The sequence below is a fragment of the Halococcus salifodinae DSM 8989 genome, from assembly GCF_000336935.1.
GTDB classification, from domain to species: domain Archaea; phylum Halobacteriota; class Halobacteria; order Halobacteriales; family Halococcaceae; genus Halococcus; species Halococcus salifodinae.
Genome location: NZ_AOME01000070.1, coordinates 334,044 through 350,280, shown reverse-complemented (window position 1 = coordinate 350,280; position 16,237 = coordinate 334,044). Strand labels below are relative to the sequence as shown.

The window sequence follows — 16,237 nt, the reverse complement described above, 5'->3', positions numbered from 1 at the left end:
CGCTGTCGATCAGCGGTGCTGCGCCCGCGTACGCCGACACCCCGACGGCTTCGAGCCGATCGGCGATCGCCACGAACTCCGCGATGGAACCGTACGAGAACTCGTAGGCGGCGGGTTCGACCGGTGTCCCGCCGAGATCGGTGATCGTCTGGCGCAAGGCGTCGACGTGAGCCTCCTCGTGGTCCCGCACGTCCTGGATCTGCTGGTAGGTCGAATATTGAAGCGTCGGCCGCGCGAAGTACTCCGCCACCGCCGAGCGCTCGACCTCGCTTTCGGTGTATTCCGCGAGGAAGTCGTTGTAGTACGCTGCTTCGAGGTGTTCCAGCGCCAGCGCGTAGTTCAACACCTCCACGTCGCTCGGCGACGAATCGACGTCGCTGCTGCCGTCATTGCCCGCTGCCACGCCACTGGTGGCCGAAAGCGCGAGTGCTCCGGCACCCGCAAGCGCCGCATCACTCATGAACCCTCGCCGTGAGCGTCCGCCGTCGGTTCGTGCCGATGGATCGGTCATGTGAATGACTTCTACGGTAGCCTCCAAAAACCTATGCCAAAATCTCTTCCAAAACGACCCGATCGACTGTTGATGGTGTGCGGTTGCTGGCGTCGACATCGATCGATGTCTCGAACGGTGCTCTCACCAGTGAAGATTTATGTGCAAGTGTCCGATTGCGTAGCTATGAGCGATACAGACACGCCCTCCGAAGTGGCTGTCGCGTCGGATGGGATCACCGTCCGGAAAGCCACGGCAACCGACGAGTTTCCCGTCCCGGCAGTCACGTTCGATTTCATTTCCGAACGCGACGACACGGCGGTGGTCAGGATGGTGGATGCGGCCCCCGACGACGTCGTGCTCGACGACATCGGATTTAATCCTGACTACGGCGGGGATCACTGGTCGATCGAGGACGGCTACGCCGTGTTCGAACGACGACTCGCCCCGGGTGAGGAGTATCAAACAGTCTACGGCGTCCGCAATGCCGACCTCGATCCCGAACAGTTCGTGATCGATCCAGTGCTCGACGTCACGAGCGCCGACACTCCCGAAGCCGACCACGACGACACCGAACCGTCCGAGAAAGCGGCGACAGCAACGACAGCCGGAGCGAACGGCGTCGGCGCGGCGCTCGCGGCAGAACTCCGCAACGACGATCTCTCGTCGGCCGACCGCGAACTGCTCACCGAGGAGTTCGGCCAACAGGACAGCGAAACGGTCCGTCTCTCACATCTCCAGTCGCGGATCAGCGATCTGGAGGCTTACACCGACGCGCTCGAAGCGTTCATCGACGATCACGGGACGGGCCACGAGGCGATCGAGGACCTCTCCGACCGGCTCGATACGATCGAGACCGAGATCGACGACCTCGCCGACCGTACCGACGAGAACACGACGGAGATCGAGAGGGTCACCGAGCGCACAGCGGAGAACGCAACCGAGATCGAGAGTGTTGTCGACCATACTGATGAGAACGCGGCCGAGATCGACGGGATCGACGACCGGCTGGACGAAACGGCAGCCGATGTCGACGACCTCGCCGACCGCACCGAGGAAAACGCGACCGACATCGATGCGCTCGACAAAGGGATCGCCGATGTGCAAGCCGAAATCGAGGAGACACAGGCGTGGATCGACGACCTCCGCGACGAGATCGAGGAGATCGACGCGTGGCGCGGCCGGATTTCGAACGTTTTCGGCGAGGGATCCGTGACCGAAGCGGAGTCCGAGGACTGATTCGGCCTAACGGGGAGTCGTCCACACCTCACCGGCGAGGCTGTGAGACGTTTCTGTCGTCGTTGTGCGCTCGTTGTTTAAGTGGCTCTGGCGACAAGGTGTAGATACGAGCGAGGTGCCGCTCCGAGTTCTTCTCGCGACCGTCGTTCGAAACGGGAGCGTCGGTCAGTCCAGCCGGTACCCGTCGATGCGCCGGACCGCGACACGGTACGCGATCGGCACCGCAACCGCAACGCACCCGAGAACGATCCAGCTTCCCGTCGTCAGCGTGTCGACGCTCACGGTCAGTCCGAAGGGGAGCCACGCCGACAGTACGACCGTCCCGAGTTCGCGAACGACGTCATCGATCACGACGGCCCCTGCAACCACTGCGAGAGTAAGCGCCTGAGAGAAGACGCCGTAGGCGACTTTGCTGGGTGGGACCGCTCGCCGCGCGCCGGCGAAGTCGACCGCCGCGAACCGCGGGAACACTGCACCGATACCTGCCGCGAGAACGGCCGCGGCGACGACGGCGGCCACACTGCTGGCCGCGAGCACCGCGAGCGCCACCCCTGACTCGCCGGCGAGAACGCCGACGCCGACCGCGAGTCCGGCGATCACCGGCGCAATCGGGAGGACGGCCACGACGTGACCGTGGACGACCGATCGGCCGCCGGCCGGGGCACTCAACAGCGTCGGCAGCGTCGCGCCCTGATTGCCCAGCGGGTTCAGCGGGACGGCAGCGCCGGCGGCCCACGCGCCGTACCAGATCACGGCCCACGGGGCGTACCACGGAAGCGTGCCGGTCGCCAGCAGCGACTCGCCGAGCGGGATCGCGGCCACCAGCGGGAACGCGACGAAGACCAGCTGGAGCGGCGATCGGTAGGCCCGAACGAGCGCCGTGCTGGCGATACCGAGCGTCGCCGGTCGCCGGCAGACGGTACGGAGCAGCCGATCGATGCGGTGCTCTGGAGCGACGGCAGCCGCATCCGCGTCGTCCTCGGTCGGCCGTGCGCGATCGGCGCGCCACGCGTAGCGCGCGGCGACGACGGTCGAGCGCGTGCCGGCGACGGCGGCGACACCCCCAACGAGGATCACGGCGACGGCACCCACGCCGGACGCACCCGCGCCGACAGTCGTCGACAGCGCGAGGTCGCCGAGCCAGCCGAGCGGTGGTGCTCGCAGCACGGGTGTGATCCACTCGATGACGGTCACGACCTCGCCGGAGACCATCACGATCAGGTAGCTAACGCCGATTCCGGCTCCGAGAATCGGTTTGAACCGAGAGAGCCGTTCGGACCGATGAACAACGCCCTTCGCTGCCAGCCCGATCGGATAGCCGGCTGCGGTCGCGGTCACAATGGCGACGGCGGTGGCGGCGAACCCACCGACGAGCGGGAGCGGGGTGCCGGTACCGACGGCCAGACCGAGCGTGGCTGCGAGCGGGAGAACGAACACGAGTACCGCGAACTTGGCCGCTGCGGCGAGGAGCTTCCCGACGACGACATCGACCGCCGGTCTGATCGTGAGGTAGTGACCGTCGTTGGCGAGGCCGCCGTTCGATCCGAGAGCGTCGACGGCGAGAGTGGCGGTCAGAAACAGCCAGAGAACGCTCCACGCGATCCCGACCGTCGCCAGCGATAGCGGTGGCGACTCGCCAGCGACCAGGGCCGTCCCGATACTGCGGGTAGTGTCGAACGCCACCCAGCTCCCGAACAGGAGACCGAGTGCCGACACCGCCATGTACAAGAGCCAGAAATCCTGACCCCGGAGCCAGCGATAGCCGCGCCGCAGCTCGATCCGAGCGAGTTCGACGCCAGCGGTCAGGGTCGAGAGACCGTCAGCATGCCGACCGCTGGCGGTGGCCGGCGGTTCGGCGGTGCTCGTCTCCACATCCTGGCGACGCTCACGCGCCGGCGACGACTCCTCAGTCATCCGTGGTTCCAGTCGCGGTGGCCCTCTCGTCGGTGCCGTCGGCGTCCGCACCGTCCGCAGCGGTGATGTCGAGGAACGCGGCTTCGAGATCCGACGCCGCTCCCTTCTGAGCTCGGGCTTTCAGCTCGTCGGGCGGTCCCTCGGCGACGAGCTGGCCGTCGTCGATCACGCCGACCGTGTCGGCGAGCTCGTCGACCACCGACAGGACGTGCGTCGAGAGGAACACCGTCATCTCCCGGGTGACGAGGTCGGCGATCGTCTCTCTGACCGTGCGGGCGGCCCGCGGATCGAGCCCCGATGTGGGTTCGTCGAGCAACACGACCGCCGGATCGTGGAGCAGCGTGGCGATGATGCCGACCTTCTTTGTCATCCCCGTCGAATAGCCCTCGATCCGCCGGTCGGCGTCTGTGAGTAGGTCGAACCGATCCAGTAACTCCTCGATCCGTTCGTCGGCTTGCTGGTCGGGGATTCCGTGGAGTCTGGCGACGTGTCTGAGCTGCTCCCACCCCGTGAGCTCGTCGAACACCGGCGGCTCCGCCGGGAGATAGCCGATCCGCTCGGTGAGCGCTGGTCGATCGGTGATCGGCACACCGGCCACCGTGGCCGTCCCCGCGGTCGGCTCGGTGAGCGTCGTCAACAGCCGCATCGTAGTGGTCTTGCCGGCCCCGTTCGGGCCGAGAAAGCCGTAGACGGTTCCCGAAGGGATCGTGAGCGACAGCTCCTCGACTGCGGGGTCGTCGCCGTACCGCTTCGTGAGCCCCTTGGCGACGATGGCGGGATCGCTCATCGTCCCCTCCGTTCGAGACCTCTCGGTGGTACACTCGGCCGTCATGGTCGGTGTGGGCGTCGGGGACGGTCGTCGCGTGTCGTGTCGAAGTGAGTCTGTCGTGGCATGGCTCTGTGTCAAATGGGCTTTCCGTAAAGCATACTTTACAGTAAAGCATGTTTTACACACCCACTTGAATCTGTCGGTGGGAGACAACCATCGTCAAGAGAACACGACGACGGGTGGGACGTTACTGTTCGCTACCGTCGAGTTCGGGATCGAAGAGGTCCTCGATCCGACAGTCGAAGTGACAAGCGAGTTCGAACGCCAACTCGATCGAGGGGTCGTAGCGCTCGCGCTCGATGGCGTTGATCGTCTGGCGGCTGACGCCGACCGCCGCCGCGAGATCGGCCTGGCTCAGATCATCGACGTTGCGCCGTTGGCGGATGTCGTTTTTCATGGTCGGTACCGGACCCAGAGATAGGCGATCCCGAACAACCCGAACAGTGCCGAGTAGCCGAACAACGCTCCTTCGAGCACCGGCGGGATCGTGTAGTAGCCCGTTTCTTCGAGCACCAGCAACGCCGGCCAGCCAGCGATCCCCGTGACGGCGATCACAGTGAGCGTGATGTGGCTCGCCCGCCGCTCGTGTGCTGTATCGCGCTCGTCGAACAGCGTCACGGCGGTGCCACGCCAGACGCCGACGAACGCGAGAAATCCGAGCCAGTACAGTCCGACGCCGACCAACGGATAGCCGACGTTGGCTGCGGCGACGAACCCCAGCGTTCCAGCGATCGCACAGCCGAAGCTCAGCCGTCGGTACCGACGCCGTTTCGAGAGTCTGTCTCGCCCGGACGAGTTCGACCGTGACATGATCGATACAGAGAGGGAGAACCTTGCTGTAAAAGAAGCTTTACACTGGCTGTCGTTTCGACACCGGAACGACTGGGGAATCAGTCCGGTCTCGACCGATAGTATATCACGGCGCGGGATTTATGCCGGTCGATGACAGCGACAGCGCGACCCGAGGAAGGTGACGTCCACACGTTCGAGCGGACGTTCACCCACGAGGACGTCGAGCGCTTCGGCGAGGTCTCCGGCGATCGCCAGGCGATCCACACCGAACCCGACGACGAGGGACGACTCGTCGTCCAGGGGCTGCTCACTGCGACGCTTCCGACCAAGATCGGCGGCGATCTCGGTGTCCTCGCGCGGACGATGGAGTTCGAGTTCCGCAAACCGGTCTACACCGACGAGACGATCACCTGCGAGGTGACAGTCACAACAGTCACCGAGCGTGACGACCGCTACGAGCTCGCGTGTTCGGTAGATTGTCACGACGAGGACGGGACCACCGTGATGCGATCGGGGTTCGAGGGGCTGATCTGGAAGGACGAGCGGTAGCAATCGAGTTTCGCTGCTCGGAGCGTGCTCACCGCTCTACGCGCTTGAACGCCACAGGACCGATGTCGTCGAGAGTGTACTCGTGAACGCCGACTACTCTCGACATGGCTGTCACACGAGTCGGGCGCGAATGGTCGAACCGTCCATCATCCAAGCCGAACCGTCCGGATCGGTCGTCACCACGACTTGCACGCGTCGCAGACCAGGTTCTCACCGTCACGCCAGCGCGCCGCGATTGTCGCACCACACTCGCCGCAGGACGCGTCCGGTGACCACGCGTACGTCGACTGGAGGGCTTCCCCATCACCGCCGGGCGGGTCGGCTTCCGCGACGTCGCTCGGTTCGGTGTCATCGACCATACGCCCAGTGAGCGCGCCGACGGCTTGACTGTGGTGGACGGATACGCACAAGTACCTCCCCATCCGACGGGGCGTATGGCGAACATCGTCACACGATTGCTCGGCAACATCCCCGAACTCGTAGACAAGTTTTCACAGGTCGCGCTCGGCGATCCGCTGTCGGCGATCCTGTTGCTGTTCGGTGCGATCTTCGTGCTGTTCGCGGTCGGCGTGTTCGGCTATCTCACCGCCGGCGCACTCGTCTCGGGGATCATCCCCAAGAACTTCGGTCGCACGCCGCCCCAGCAAGGCGAATAGCCGTCTCGGGATCCGGACCAAGCGGCGCACCGATCACGATGCTGTCAGCGTGCTCTGAGACTGCGGTGAGCCGCGACTCGACCGCGCCGGGCTCGCCGGCGATACAGAACGCGTCGATCATCGCGTCGCTCACCCGGTCGAATGCGGTACCGAAATCGCCCGCCGCGATCGCGTCGCCGATCGCGTCCGCGCGGTCGGAATCGAGTCCGTGACGCTCGACGACGGGCGGTGGCGCGCCAGCAGCGATGAACGCCACCGGCGGGCGGGCGGCCTCGTGGGCCGCCGTAGCGTCTTCGGCGATGCTGACGCTCGCGTACGCCGCGAGGTCGAATTCTCCATGTTCGGCTGGGCGTTCGTCGAGCCCCTCGGCGACGCGGTCGGCGGCCCACGCGAGGTCATCGGGATGTGACCCGTTGAAGAGGAGTCCATCGGCGTGTTTTGCAGCCATCCGACACATGTGTGGTCCTTCGCCGCCGACGTACACCGGGATCTCGCCGACGTCGTAGTTCAGGCCGGCGTCCCGCGCGACGAACGTGCCGTCGTGATCGACGCGCTCGCCGTTCCAGAGTCGGCGGGCGACCTGGAACGATTCGAGCACCGATCGGAGCCCACGTTCGTCTTCGAGGCCGAGATTTCTGAGGGTCGAGGGATCGCCAGGCCCGACGCCGAACACCGCGCGGCCGTCGGCGAGCTCGTCGAGTGTCGCCACCCGCGAAGCGAGCGTCACCGGGTGAGTCTCGTAGGGATTCGTGACACCGGGTCCGAGCCGGATCTCGTCCGTTCGTTCGGCGAGCAGCGCGAGTGCGGCGAACGGATCGCGGTTGTTGTAGTGGTGGCTCGCGAACACCGTGTCGAACCCCGCCCGATCGGCCGCGATACCGAGATCGACGAGTCGCTCGGTGGGATGTTCGGGTGTGAGTTCAATCGCGCGCATACGACCACTCCCGGAGCGCCTGGCGGACGAAATCGGTCTCGACGTCCCGGAACAGCTCGTCGCTCCCCGCGAACCCGTCGAGCTCGAACTCCCGGACTACGGCGACCGGCTCGCCGCCCGACCCCTCGCCAAGCACGAGGTTCGCCGCCGCCGCGAGCTCGTCGACGATCGACTCCACCGTGACGCCGAGTTCGCGGCCGTCGCGGTCGTGCTCGCCACGCCAGTCGTGGCTCGCCGGCAGGCCCGCTTTTCCGATGGCGACTCCGCGCTGGCCGTGGCGGAACGGCCGGCCACAGGTGTCGGTCACGATCACGGGCACGGAGAGCGCGTCGTGGAGCCGGCGGGCACTCTCGTCCGGGCGTTTCGGCAAGAGGAGGATATCGCTGCCCGGCACGTTCGAGCGGTCGATTCCAGCGTTGACGCCGACGTGGCCGAACCGGGTCTCGGTCAGCAGGAACGGGGCCTCGATCAGGAGATCGGTGCTCTCCTCAAGCACCGCCTGGGCGAACCGGGGGTCCTTCTCCTCGCCCGTGATCTCGGCGAGCCGGTCGGCGATCTCGGTCGCGCGTGGGCCCGCCGGGAACGCGTCGAGGTCGTGCGCCCGGCCTTCAGCCTTCGAGACCACCGTACTCGCCACACAGACCACGTCGGCAGAATCGAGATCCGCGCGTTCGTCGATCAGCGCGGCGAGGTCGTCGCCCTCGCGGATCTCGGGGAGATCGGGGACGGGAGTGACGTTCATGACCGGCCTCCGGTGGGGGGACACTTCCGTACTTCGGGTCGGCACTACCCGGAACTGCTGGTCCGTCAGCGCTCGTGAACAGTTACGTCGAGGTCACCGTTCTCGACCGTCGCGATCATCATCGTCGCCGTCTGGGCCGGTTCAGCCCCGGTCGCGCTGCCCGGGTTCAGCAGACGGACGCCGTCGCCCTCGGTGTCGAGCACCTGATGGGTATGACCCGACACGCCGACCGTCAGCCCGTCGGCTGCCTCCTCGCGGATGATGCCTGCTACGCGCTCCTCGTACCCCTCGATGTCGCCGGTGCCATGCGCGACGACGAATTCGACGCCGCCGCGCTCGACCGTCGTCACCGACGGCAGATCGAACTGTGGGTCCATGTTTCCGGTCACAGCCGTGAGTTCCACGCCAGCGAGGTCGCGTACCTCGTCGAGCGTGTCGGCCGAATCGAAGTCGCCGACGTGGATGGTGTGGTCGGCCGCCTCGACTTCCTCCCTGACCCACCCCGGGATTCGATCCGCGCGCGAGGGGATGTGGGTGTCGCCGATGATCGCGATCCGTACCATGCGCGCCCGTTCGAGCCTCAGGCTCAAAGTTCCCCGCGCCACGTTCAAGACCGAACGCGCGGTAGCGATCCTATGGATGAAACCCACGTCGTCACCTGTTTTCTCCGGAACCGCGGCGAGGTTCTCTTGCTCCACCGCAGCGACGCCGTCGGCTCGTATTCCGGTCGGTGGGGTGCGGTCGCGGGCCACGTCGAGAGCGATCCCGACGGAGCCGCACGCGAGGAGATCGCGGAGGAGACGGGTCTCGACGATGCCGTGTCGTTCGTTCGTGCGGGCGACTCGTTCGCAGTGACGGACGGCGACCTCGATACACGGTGGACCGTTCATCCGTACTTGTTCGACTGCGAGTCACGCGCGGTCGAGCCGAATTACGAGACGACCGATGTCGAGTGGGTCGCCCCGTCCGAAATCAGGCGGCGCGAGACGGTGCCCGATCTCTGGACGTCCTACGAGCGCGTCGCGCCGACGGTCGAAGTAGTCAAAGCGGACACCGATCACGGCTCGGCATGGCTCTCGGTGCGTGCTCTGGAGGTGCTCCGTGACCGCGCTGGCGTGCTCGGAACGACCACCGAGAGCGAGGACGCGTGGGGCGAGCTTTCGACCCTCGCCGAGGACCTCCGCACAGCGCGGTCGAGCATGACGGTCGTTGGGAACCGAATCAACCGCGCGATGGCCGCGGCGAGCGACGACCGAACTCCCGAAGCGATCGAGCGCGCCGCAACTGCGGGGATCGACCGCGCGTTCGAGACCGACGAGGCGGCCGCACGCGAGGCGGCCGCACGGCTCGATGGCACGGTGCTGACGCTCTCGCGATCAGGGACGGTGCTCAACGCGCTCCGCCAAGCGTCGGTCGAGGAAGTGCTCGTCTGTGAGTCGCGACCCGCCTGTGAGGGGGTCGGCGTCGCGGAGGCACTCGCGGACGACTGTCCTGTGACGCTCGCGATCGATGCGGCGGCCGCCCACCTCCTCTGCGAGCGTGTAGTCGACGCCGTGATCGTCGGCGCGGACACCGTCTTCTCCGACGGCAGCGTCCTCAACAAGGTCGGAACCCGGGCCGTCGCGGTGGCCGCTTCCCACGAGGAAGTTTCGGTGTACGTCGTCGCCGCGAGCGACAAGATCGATCCCGATCCGGAGGCGGAGCCGGACTTCGAGGAGCGAGACCGAGGTGCGGTCTACGACGGTGACGCCAATCTCACCGTGACGAACCCGACGTTCGATCGGACGCCGGCCGAACACGTCACCGTCGTCACCGAGGAGGGCCGACTCGAACAGGACGACATCGCCGAGACGGCAGTAGAGCTGCGCGAACTCGCGGCGTGGACGTGAGCCCGGCCGGCAGAAAAACGGGAGCATCACAGGAGCCACGACGATACAGGATCGAAGGTACCTGGTGTGATATTGCCAGAGAAAACAAAAAGATCACTCGAAATATGCCCACGAATGTGGGGACGACGATTGCTTGTCATTCGATCGAGTGATTAGCGACTATATCTGTTTTCTCCCACGATATCGACACATCTAGTCGTTTTAACGGTCGGTCCGTCGGTTATATCGGTTCAGTTATCGTGGCTCACAACAGGAACGACCTCGTGCCGGTCGGAGTCGTAGTCACCCGTTCAACTGATTCAGAAATTTGCCAATCCAAAGCAGCTACCGTGGATAGATCGCCATCTCAGATTCGCCACGACCCACGCATAGTACTAGCTGTGGGAGCCTGGAAGCGATATCGATTAGAGACGGGTGGCATGCAGATAATTTTAATTCTCGGTCAGTACAGATTCGATGCGACCGGCTCAGTGGGCGTCTTCTCAAAAATACTGCGCACGCTCGGTGTGTCTAAGCAGACGGATGGATCTCCGGTATTCTTTAATAGCCGACCACCCAACCGGCGATTCGAGATGGATATCGAGGCATTCTTCGAGGGCATGCCGTTCGCCGATCTGCTCGGCGTCGAAGTGACCGAGGCGGCGGACGGCCACGCTGAAGGCCACATCGCGATGCGCGAGGAACTGTCGTGGAACCAGGATCGCATGATGGCACACGGCGGCGTTACGTTCACGCTCGCCGACACCGTCGGCGGCGCGGCGCTGGTCTCGCTCGTCGACCAACCCGTCCCGACGATCGACATGCGGATCGACTATCTCGAAGCGGGCACCGGCGATCTCTACGCCGAGGCGGACGTCGTTCGCGAGGGCGGCGACGTCGGCGTGGTAGACGTGGCCGTGACGGCGGAAGACGGAACGTCGGTGGCCGACGTTCGCGGCGTATATAAAACCGGATAGCGCATCTCCGCCTCGGTCGCGGCCGGCACTTATTTCCGTCACATAAGGTGGTGTTTTCGACAGGAATCGTCTGTATCAAACCCATACCCCAATCAGACAACGGTAGCGGCCTCTCGATCGCGCCGACGCAGCGAGTCCTTACTATCAGTATTTGATCATAGTAGTCGAAGGTTTTATTACGGAGTGCGGGTCAGTCCGCGGTGTGACTATGCAAGACAAGGACAAGGAGTCGAAATCACCGGCTATGAGGAGCGCTAGCTCACGCCGCCGTTTCCTTGCGCTCGCCGGTGCGGCAGGATTCACGGGGCTTGCCGGCTGTAGCGGGGGCGGTGGCGGGAACGACTCGAACGATAGCGGCGACTCTGGCGGCGACGCGGGGAGCGCCAATGGAAGTGGTGGCTCGGCAGGCGGGAACGGCAGCGAAGGCTCCAGCGGTGGCAACACTAGCAGCGACGCCAGCGGCGAGAACGAAACCGGTGGCAACGGGAGCGGCTCGGGTGGCGGCGGGTCGGCGGATCTCGGGAGCGTGACCGTCGGCATCCTGAACCCGATTTCGGGGGCGTACAGCTCACTCGGACCAGGCCAGCGCAGCGGCGCGGAGCTGGCGGTCGAGCAGATCAACGGGAGCGACGAGTTCGGCGTCGAGATCGAGCCGGTGTACGCGGACACCGAGACCGCCACGAGCGCCGCCCAGGGGAACGCCCAGCGGCTCGTTCAGGAGGAGGGTGCCGAGTACCTCTTCGGCGCGATCAGCAGTTCGGTCGCGCTCTCGCTCAACGAGTTCGCCGCGAGCGAGGAGTTCGTCTACTTCCCTGGCGGGGCCGCCGTTCCGATCACCGGCGAGAACTGCAACGAGTGGGTGTTCCGGTGTGAGACCAACACCGCCCAGATCGCGGAGGCGATCTCGGGATACTCGGTCAACAACCTCGGCACGAACGTCTGGTTTCACATCGCGGACTACGCCTACGGCCAGTCGGTGTACAACCGCGTCAGCTCTCGGATGGAGTCGGCGAACGACAGCTATCAGGAGGCAGGGCTCACGAAATCACAGCTCGGCTCGTCGAACTACGGCTCCTTCATCAGCCAGATCTCCAACTCGAACGCCGAGGTCGCGGTGCTCGGCATGACCGGCGGCGATCTCGTCAACTTCGTGAACCAGGCCGCCGATCAGGGGCTCACCGACCAGGTGAACCTCGTCGGGCCGACGATGAGCTTCCAGAGCGTGCGCGCCGCGACCGGCAGCAACGCCGTCGGGACGTACGGTGGCGTACGGTACGACCCGTCGGTCGATCTCGGTGACAACCAGCAGTTCGTCGAGGCATTTCAGAGCGCGAACGACGGACCACCGGGCAACTTCGCCCGGGTCGGCTACGACTCCGTCCGGCTCATCGCCCGTGGGATTCAGCAAGCCGGCAGCACGGATCCGGCCGACGTCAGAGACGCCCTCTCGGGTGGGACCTTCACGACCGTCCTTGGCGACGTCACGCTCAGAGAGTCCGACCACCAGGCCACCAACCCGACGTGGATGGGCGAGCTGGTCGAAGGCGACGGCGACATGGCCGACGTGGAGCTCATCGACAAGACCGAGGGCGAGGCAGCGCTGCCGCCGGCCTCGGAGCTCGGCTGTAGCCTGAACTGAACCCTCATGGTATCCGTATCCGCCTTCGTCGAACAGCTCGTGAACGGCGTCACCCTCGGGATGGTGTACGTCCTGCTGGCGGCGGGGCTGTCGATCATCTTCGGCGTGATGGACGTCATCAACTTCTCGCACGGCGAGCTGTTCGCGCTGGGGGCGTACTTCGCACTCAGCATCGTCACCCCGCTCGGCGCGACCGGCTTCTGGGTCGCGCTCGTGGTCGCGCCACTACTCGTGGGCGTGATCGGTGCGGCCATCGAACGGTTCACCGTCCGACCGCTGTACGGCCGGGACCCCCTCTATCACATCCTCCTCACGTTCGGGCTGGTGCTCATCATCAGTGACCTCATTCAACTCGTCTGGGGCACCTCCCAGCACCAGCTCACCGTCCCCGACGTCCTCAACCAGTCGATCGCCGTCTTCGGCGTTCGGCTCTCGGTGTACAACTACTTCATGATCCTCGTGGGAGCCGTGCTCGCGATCGGGACGTGGCTCGTCCTGAATCGAACCACGTACGGGACGATCGTGCGGGCGGGCTCGCAGGACCGCGAGATGGTGCGAAACCTCGGTATCGACATCGATCGGTACTACACCCTCGTCTTCGGCTTCGGGGCCGCGCTCGCCGCGGTCGGCGGGATCGTTCTTGGGGGATATCAGAACGTCAACCCAGGGATGGGCAACGGCGTCATCATTCCCGCGTTCATCATCGTCGTACTGGGCGGCCTCGGGAGCTTCCGCGGGGCGGTCTTCGGCGGGCTCCTCGTCGGCGTCATCCAGACGATGACCCGGACGTACGTTCCCGTGCTCGAAGGACTGACGATCTTCCTGTTGATGATCGGTGTGCTCCTCCTGAAGCCCCAGGGACTGTTCGGCAACCCCGAGTGGCAGACCACCGAGTCGGACGAAGGCGAGCTCCTGATCGGAGCGCACGGCGGGGTGTTCGCGCGGGAGACCCGCGAACGGCTCGGAATCGCGGTGGTGGCGCTACTCGCGGTGATTCCGATCGTGCTGCTGGCGACCGGCAACGACTACTACGTGACGCTGCTGAACGAGATCTTCATCTGGGCGATCTTCGCGCTCAGTCTCGACTTCGTGATGGGCTATGCCGGACTCGTCTCGCTCGGCCACACCATGTTCTACGGCATCGGTGCGTACGTTGCGGCGCTCGTCCTGCTCCACCTCGCGCCCTCCTTCCTGATCGCGCTCGTCGGTGCGATGGCGATCTGTGCGGTCGTGGCGTGGGTCGTCGGTAACCTCTCGATCCGGGTGTCGGGGGTGTACTTCGCGATGATCACGCTCGCGTTCGCTCAGTTGTTCTACAACGCGGTGTTCAAGCTCGACTGGACCGGCGGGAGCGACGGGCTGCTCGGGTTCGACGCGTTCCTCGGGATCGGTGGTGTCGGAGCCCCGATCTCCGAAGTCGAGTTCACGCTCGCGGGGTTGACGATCACACCGGCGGCGGTGTTCTACTACCTCGCGCTCGTCCTCGCGGTCGCCGCGCTGCTGTTCGCACGGCGGTTCATGAACGCACCCTTCGGCAGCGTGCTCCAGTCGATCAGCGAGAGCGAGGAGCGAACGGAGTTCATCGGGTACGACGTCACGAAATACAAGCGCCGCGCGTTCGTCATCAGCGGCGCGCTCGCGGGGCTCGCCGGCGGGCTGCTCGCGGTGAACCCCGACACGTTCGTGATCTCGCCGGATCAGACACTCTACTGGATCAACTCCGGCGAGGTTATCGTGATGACGCTGCTCGGGGGGATGGGAACCCTGTTCGGACCGATGATCGGTGCCGGGGTGTTCATCGGTGCCGAAGACGTTCTCGCGACCTACACCGAGCAGTGGCGCATGGTGATCGGGGCGGTGTTCGTGCTGTTCGTGCTGTTCGTCCCCCGTGGCCTGGTCTCGATCCCGTCGCTCGTGGCGCGGTGGCGGGATAGCCAGGAGGGTGACCCACCCGCCGGGCTCGACGATACGGAGGTGAGCCCGGATGACTGATGCCGTGCTCGAAACCGAGGGGATCACGAAGCGCTTCGGCGAACTGACCGCGGTTGATCGCGTCGATTTGACAGTGGAGGCCGGCGAGTTCCGGAGCGTCATCGGGCCGAACGGTGCGGGCAAGACCACGCTGTTCAACTGCATCACCGGCGCGCTTTCGCCCACCGAGGGCACGGTGTGGTTCCGCGGCGAAGACATCACAAACCTTCCTTCCCACGATCGGGTGCGGCGCGGGCTCGGCCGATCGTTCCAGATCACGAACGTCTTCGGCGGCCTCGCGGTCCGAGAGAACGTCCGACTCGCGGCTCAGTCGATTTTCGACGACGATATCTCCGGCCGCGACGCGATGTTCCGTGACAAGAACTCGTTCGGGGACGTTGCCGCACACACCGACGAGGTGCTCGACCGGATCGGCCTCGCGAGCCACGCCGACGAGCGCGCCGAGACGCTCGCGTACGGCGACCAGCGCCGGCTGGAGATCGGGATCGTGCTCGCGACCGATCCCGACCTCGTGCTGCTGGACGAACCCACCGCCGGGATGAGCAGCGAGGAGACCCGGGCGACGATGGACCTGATCGAGGACGTGCTCGCCGATCGAAGTTTGCTCCTGATCGAGCACGACATCGACCTCGTGATGCGAGTCTCGGATCGGATCACGGTCCTCACCCGCGGCGAGGTGCTCGCGGAGGGATCGCCGGAATCGATCGCCGGGGACGACGACGTGCGCGACGCGTATCTCGGGGGTGTCCGTCAGTGAGCGACCCGCTGCTTGCGGTCGAGGACGTCCACGCGGGCTACGGGCTGACCGAGGTGCTCCAGGGCGTGAGCTTCGACGTCGACCGCGGGTCGGTGGTCGCGCTGGTGGGTCGCAACGGGGTCGGCAAGACCACGACGCTCCGGTCGATCGTCGGCAACCTCAGTCCCACGAGCGGCCGGATCACCTTCGACGGCGAGGAGATCACGGGGCTCGCGACCGAGAACACAGTTCGGAAAGGAATCACGTTCGTCCCGGAAGATCGGCGGGTTTTCCCCGGACTCACCGTACGGGAGAACATCGAGATGGGGCAGCACGGCGTGCCGACCGAGGGTGGTCCCTCAGTCGACGCGGTACTCGACCGATTCGAGAACCTCCGAGAGCGTGAGGGGAGTTACGGCTCGGTGCTCTCGGGCGGTGAGCAGCAGATGCTCGCGATCGCACGGGCACTCGTCGCCGATCCCGATCTCCTGTTGCTCGACGAACCCACCGAGGGGCTCGCACCCTTCATCGTCCGGGAGATCGAGGCCATCATCCGGGAGTTGAACGACGACGGGATCACCGTCCTGCTGGTCGAGCAGAACATCCCGGTTGCGCTCGACGTCGCGGACCACGCGCATATCCTCGCCCACGGCGAGATCGTCCACAGCGGTCCCGCTGCGGCGGTGCGAGACGACGACGAGCTCCTCGATCGCCACCTCGGCGTGGGAGCGATCGAATAGCACATCGACTGCCAGATCCAATTCGACACCAATGACGACCGAACCACGACCCCAGACGGACGAACTGTCGCACGATCCAGCCGGGCGATCCCGAGCCGCGAACCGCACTACTGAGCACGCGAACGGGGAGAGGCGGGTGA

At 65.5% G+C, this 16,237-nt stretch carries 18 protein-coding genes; 9 read left to right on the top strand and 9 right to left on the bottom strand.

Annotation, left to right across the window (positions count from 1 at the left end):
* Positions 1-511: ferritin-like domain-containing protein (locus tag C450_RS14375; RefSeq protein WP_005044599.1), on the bottom strand; the 511-nt coding region annotated here is incomplete at its 3' end.
* 165 nt (positions 512-676) lie between these two features.
* Between C450_RS14375 and C450_RS14370 the strand changes: the two genes are divergently transcribed.
* Positions 677-1,729 (top strand): hypothetical protein, encoded by a 1,053-nt coding sequence (locus C450_RS14370; protein WP_005044598.1) that lies wholly within the window; start codon positions 677-679, stop codon positions 1,727-1,729.
* A 165-nt stretch (positions 1,730-1,894) separates the two neighbouring features.
* Here the strand turns inward: C450_RS14370 and C450_RS14365 are convergent, their stop codons facing one another.
* From C450_RS14365 to C450_RS14350, 4 genes are all read right to left on the bottom strand, one after another.
* Positions 1,895-3,643, bottom strand: a complete 1,749-nt coding sequence (locus C450_RS14365) for a hypothetical protein (protein WP_005044597.1) — start codon at positions 3,641-3,643, stop codon at positions 1,895-1,897.
* Entirely contained in the window at positions 3,636-4,430 is a 795-nt protein-coding gene (locus C450_RS14360; protein ID WP_049910258.1) for an ABC transporter ATP-binding protein, read from the bottom strand. Before C450_RS14360 ends, C450_RS14365 begins: the two co-directional genes overlap by 8 nt.
* Before the next feature lie 229 nt (positions 4,431-4,659).
* A complete protein-coding gene (locus C450_RS14355; RefSeq protein WP_005044595.1) occupies positions 4,660-4,869 on the bottom strand; it encodes a helix-turn-helix transcriptional regulator in 210 nt (69 codons plus the stop codon).
* Positions 4,866-5,282, bottom strand: coding sequence for a hypothetical protein (locus C450_RS14350; protein ID WP_005044594.1), 417 nt, complete (start codon positions 5,280-5,282; stop codon positions 4,866-4,868). The genes C450_RS14355 and C450_RS14350 overlap by 4 nt, the downstream gene beginning before the upstream one ends.
* A gap of 132 nt (positions 5,283-5,414) precedes the next feature.
* Here C450_RS14350 and C450_RS14345 point away from each other — a divergent pair, with 132 nt between their 5' ends.
* Entirely contained in the window at positions 5,415-5,813 is a 399-nt protein-coding gene (locus C450_RS14345) for a MaoC/PaaZ C-terminal domain-containing protein (protein ID WP_005044593.1), read from the top strand.
* Between the two features lie 176 nt (positions 5,814-5,989).
* On the opposite strand, the gene C450_RS14340 is transcribed toward C450_RS14345, so the two are convergent.
* Positions 5,990-6,172, bottom strand: a complete 183-nt coding sequence (locus C450_RS14340) for a DUF7573 domain-containing protein (RefSeq protein ID WP_005044592.1) — start codon at positions 6,170-6,172, stop codon at positions 5,990-5,992.
* Between the two features lie 75 nt (positions 6,173-6,247).
* On the opposite strand from C450_RS14340, the gene C450_RS14335 reads away from it, so the two are divergent.
* The gene (locus tag C450_RS14335; RefSeq protein ID WP_005044591.1) at positions 6,248-6,469 is read left to right on the top strand and encodes a hypothetical protein; all 222 of its coding nucleotides are present in this window, start codon (positions 6,248-6,250) and stop codon (positions 6,467-6,469) included.
* Here the strand turns inward: C450_RS14335 and C450_RS14330 are convergent.
* The 3 genes from C450_RS14330 to C450_RS14320 form a co-directional block, all read right to left on the bottom strand.
* Complete coding sequence (locus C450_RS14330) at positions 6,423-7,403, bottom strand: 5,10-methylenetetrahydromethanopterin reductase (protein WP_005044590.1); 981 nt, start codon at positions 7,401-7,403, stop codon at positions 6,423-6,425. The genes C450_RS14335 and C450_RS14330 overlap by 47 nt on opposite strands.
* Positions 7,390-8,145 carry a coenzyme F420-0:L-glutamate ligase gene (locus tag C450_RS14325; protein ID WP_005044589.1) on the bottom strand — a complete coding sequence of 252 codons (756 nt, stop codon included), beginning with the start codon at positions 8,143-8,145 and terminating at the stop codon, positions 7,390-7,392. The genes C450_RS14330 and C450_RS14325 overlap by 14 nt, the downstream gene beginning before the upstream one ends.
* A gap of 65 nt (positions 8,146-8,210) precedes the next feature.
* Positions 8,211-8,708 (bottom strand): metallophosphoesterase family protein, encoded by a 498-nt coding sequence (locus C450_RS14320; protein ID WP_005044588.1) that lies wholly within the window; start codon positions 8,706-8,708, stop codon positions 8,211-8,213.
* A gap of 72 nt (positions 8,709-8,780) precedes the next feature.
* Here C450_RS14320 and C450_RS14315 point away from each other — a divergent pair, with 72 nt between their 5' ends.
* The 6 genes from C450_RS14315 (at position 8,781) to C450_RS14290 (ending at position 16,097) form a co-directional block, all read left to right on the top strand.
* Entirely contained in the window at positions 8,781-10,034 is a 1,254-nt protein-coding gene (locus C450_RS14315) for an NUDIX domain-containing protein (protein WP_005044587.1), read from the top strand.
* Positions 10,035-10,606: 572 nt separating this feature from the next.
* On the top strand, positions 10,607-10,990 hold the full coding sequence (locus C450_RS14310) for a PaaI family thioesterase (RefSeq protein WP_005044585.1): 384 nt from the start codon (positions 10,607-10,609) through the stop codon (positions 10,988-10,990).
* A gap of 244 nt (positions 10,991-11,234) precedes the next feature.
* A complete protein-coding gene (locus tag C450_RS14305; protein WP_005044584.1) occupies positions 11,235-12,629 on the top strand; it encodes an ABC transporter substrate-binding protein in 1,395 nt (464 codons plus the stop codon).
* A gap of 6 nt (positions 12,630-12,635) precedes the next feature.
* Positions 12,636-14,621 (top strand): ABC transporter permease, encoded by a 1,986-nt coding sequence (locus tag C450_RS14300; RefSeq protein WP_005044583.1) that lies wholly within the window; start codon positions 12,636-12,638, stop codon positions 14,619-14,621.
* Positions 14,614-15,378, top strand: coding sequence for an ABC transporter ATP-binding protein (locus C450_RS14295; RefSeq protein ID WP_005044582.1), 765 nt, complete (start codon positions 14,614-14,616; stop codon positions 15,376-15,378). The genes C450_RS14300 and C450_RS14295 overlap by 8 nt, the downstream gene beginning before the upstream one ends.
* On the top strand, positions 15,375-16,097 hold the full coding sequence (locus C450_RS14290) for an ABC transporter ATP-binding protein (RefSeq protein WP_005044581.1): 723 nt from the start codon (positions 15,375-15,377) through the stop codon (positions 16,095-16,097). The genes C450_RS14295 and C450_RS14290 overlap by 4 nt, the downstream gene beginning before the upstream one ends.
* Positions 16,098-16,237: the final 140 nt, after the last annotated feature.

Coding starts and splice junctions, on each gene's coding strand:
- C450_RS14370 (WP_005044598.1), top strand. CDS start 677: ATGAGCGATACAGACACGCCCTCCGAAGTGGCTGTCGCGTCGGATGGG.
- C450_RS14365 (WP_005044597.1), bottom strand. CDS start 3,643: ATGACTGAGGAGTCGTCGCCGGCGCGTGAGCGTCGCCAGGATGTGGAG.
- C450_RS14360 (WP_049910258.1), bottom strand. CDS start 4,430: ATGAGCGATCCCGCCATCGTCGCCAAGGGGCTCACGAAGCGGTACGGC.
- C450_RS14355 (WP_005044595.1), bottom strand. CDS start 4,869: ATGAAAAACGACATCCGCCAACGGCGCAACGTCGATGATCTGAGCCAG.
- C450_RS14350 (WP_005044594.1), bottom strand. CDS start 5,282: ATGTCACGGTCGAACTCGTCCGGGCGAGACAGACTCTCGAAACGGCGT.
- C450_RS14345 (WP_005044593.1), top strand. CDS start 5,415: ATGACAGCGACAGCGCGACCCGAGGAAGGTGACGTCCACACGTTCGAG.
- C450_RS14340 (WP_005044592.1), bottom strand. CDS start 6,172: ATGGTCGATGACACCGAACCGAGCGACGTCGCGGAAGCCGACCCGCCC.
- C450_RS14335 (WP_005044591.1), top strand. CDS start 6,248: ATGGCGAACATCGTCACACGATTGCTCGGCAACATCCCCGAACTCGTA.
- C450_RS14330 (WP_005044590.1), bottom strand. CDS start 7,403: ATGCGCGCGATTGAACTCACACCCGAACATCCCACCGAGCGACTCGTC.
- C450_RS14325 (WP_005044589.1), bottom strand. CDS start 8,145: ATGAACGTCACTCCCGTCCCCGATCTCCCCGAGATCCGCGAGGGCGAC.
- C450_RS14320 (WP_005044588.1), bottom strand. CDS start 8,708: ATGGTACGGATCGCGATCATCGGCGACACCCACATCCCCTCGCGCGCG.
- C450_RS14315 (WP_005044587.1), top strand. CDS start 8,781: ATGGATGAAACCCACGTCGTCACCTGTTTTCTCCGGAACCGCGGCGAG.
- C450_RS14310 (WP_005044585.1), top strand. CDS start 10,607: ATGGATATCGAGGCATTCTTCGAGGGCATGCCGTTCGCCGATCTGCTC.
- C450_RS14305 (WP_005044584.1), top strand. CDS start 11,235: ATGAGGAGCGCTAGCTCACGCCGCCGTTTCCTTGCGCTCGCCGGTGCG.
- C450_RS14300 (WP_005044583.1), top strand. CDS start 12,636: ATGGTATCCGTATCCGCCTTCGTCGAACAGCTCGTGAACGGCGTCACC.
- C450_RS14295 (WP_005044582.1), top strand. CDS start 14,614: ATGACTGATGCCGTGCTCGAAACCGAGGGGATCACGAAGCGCTTCGGC.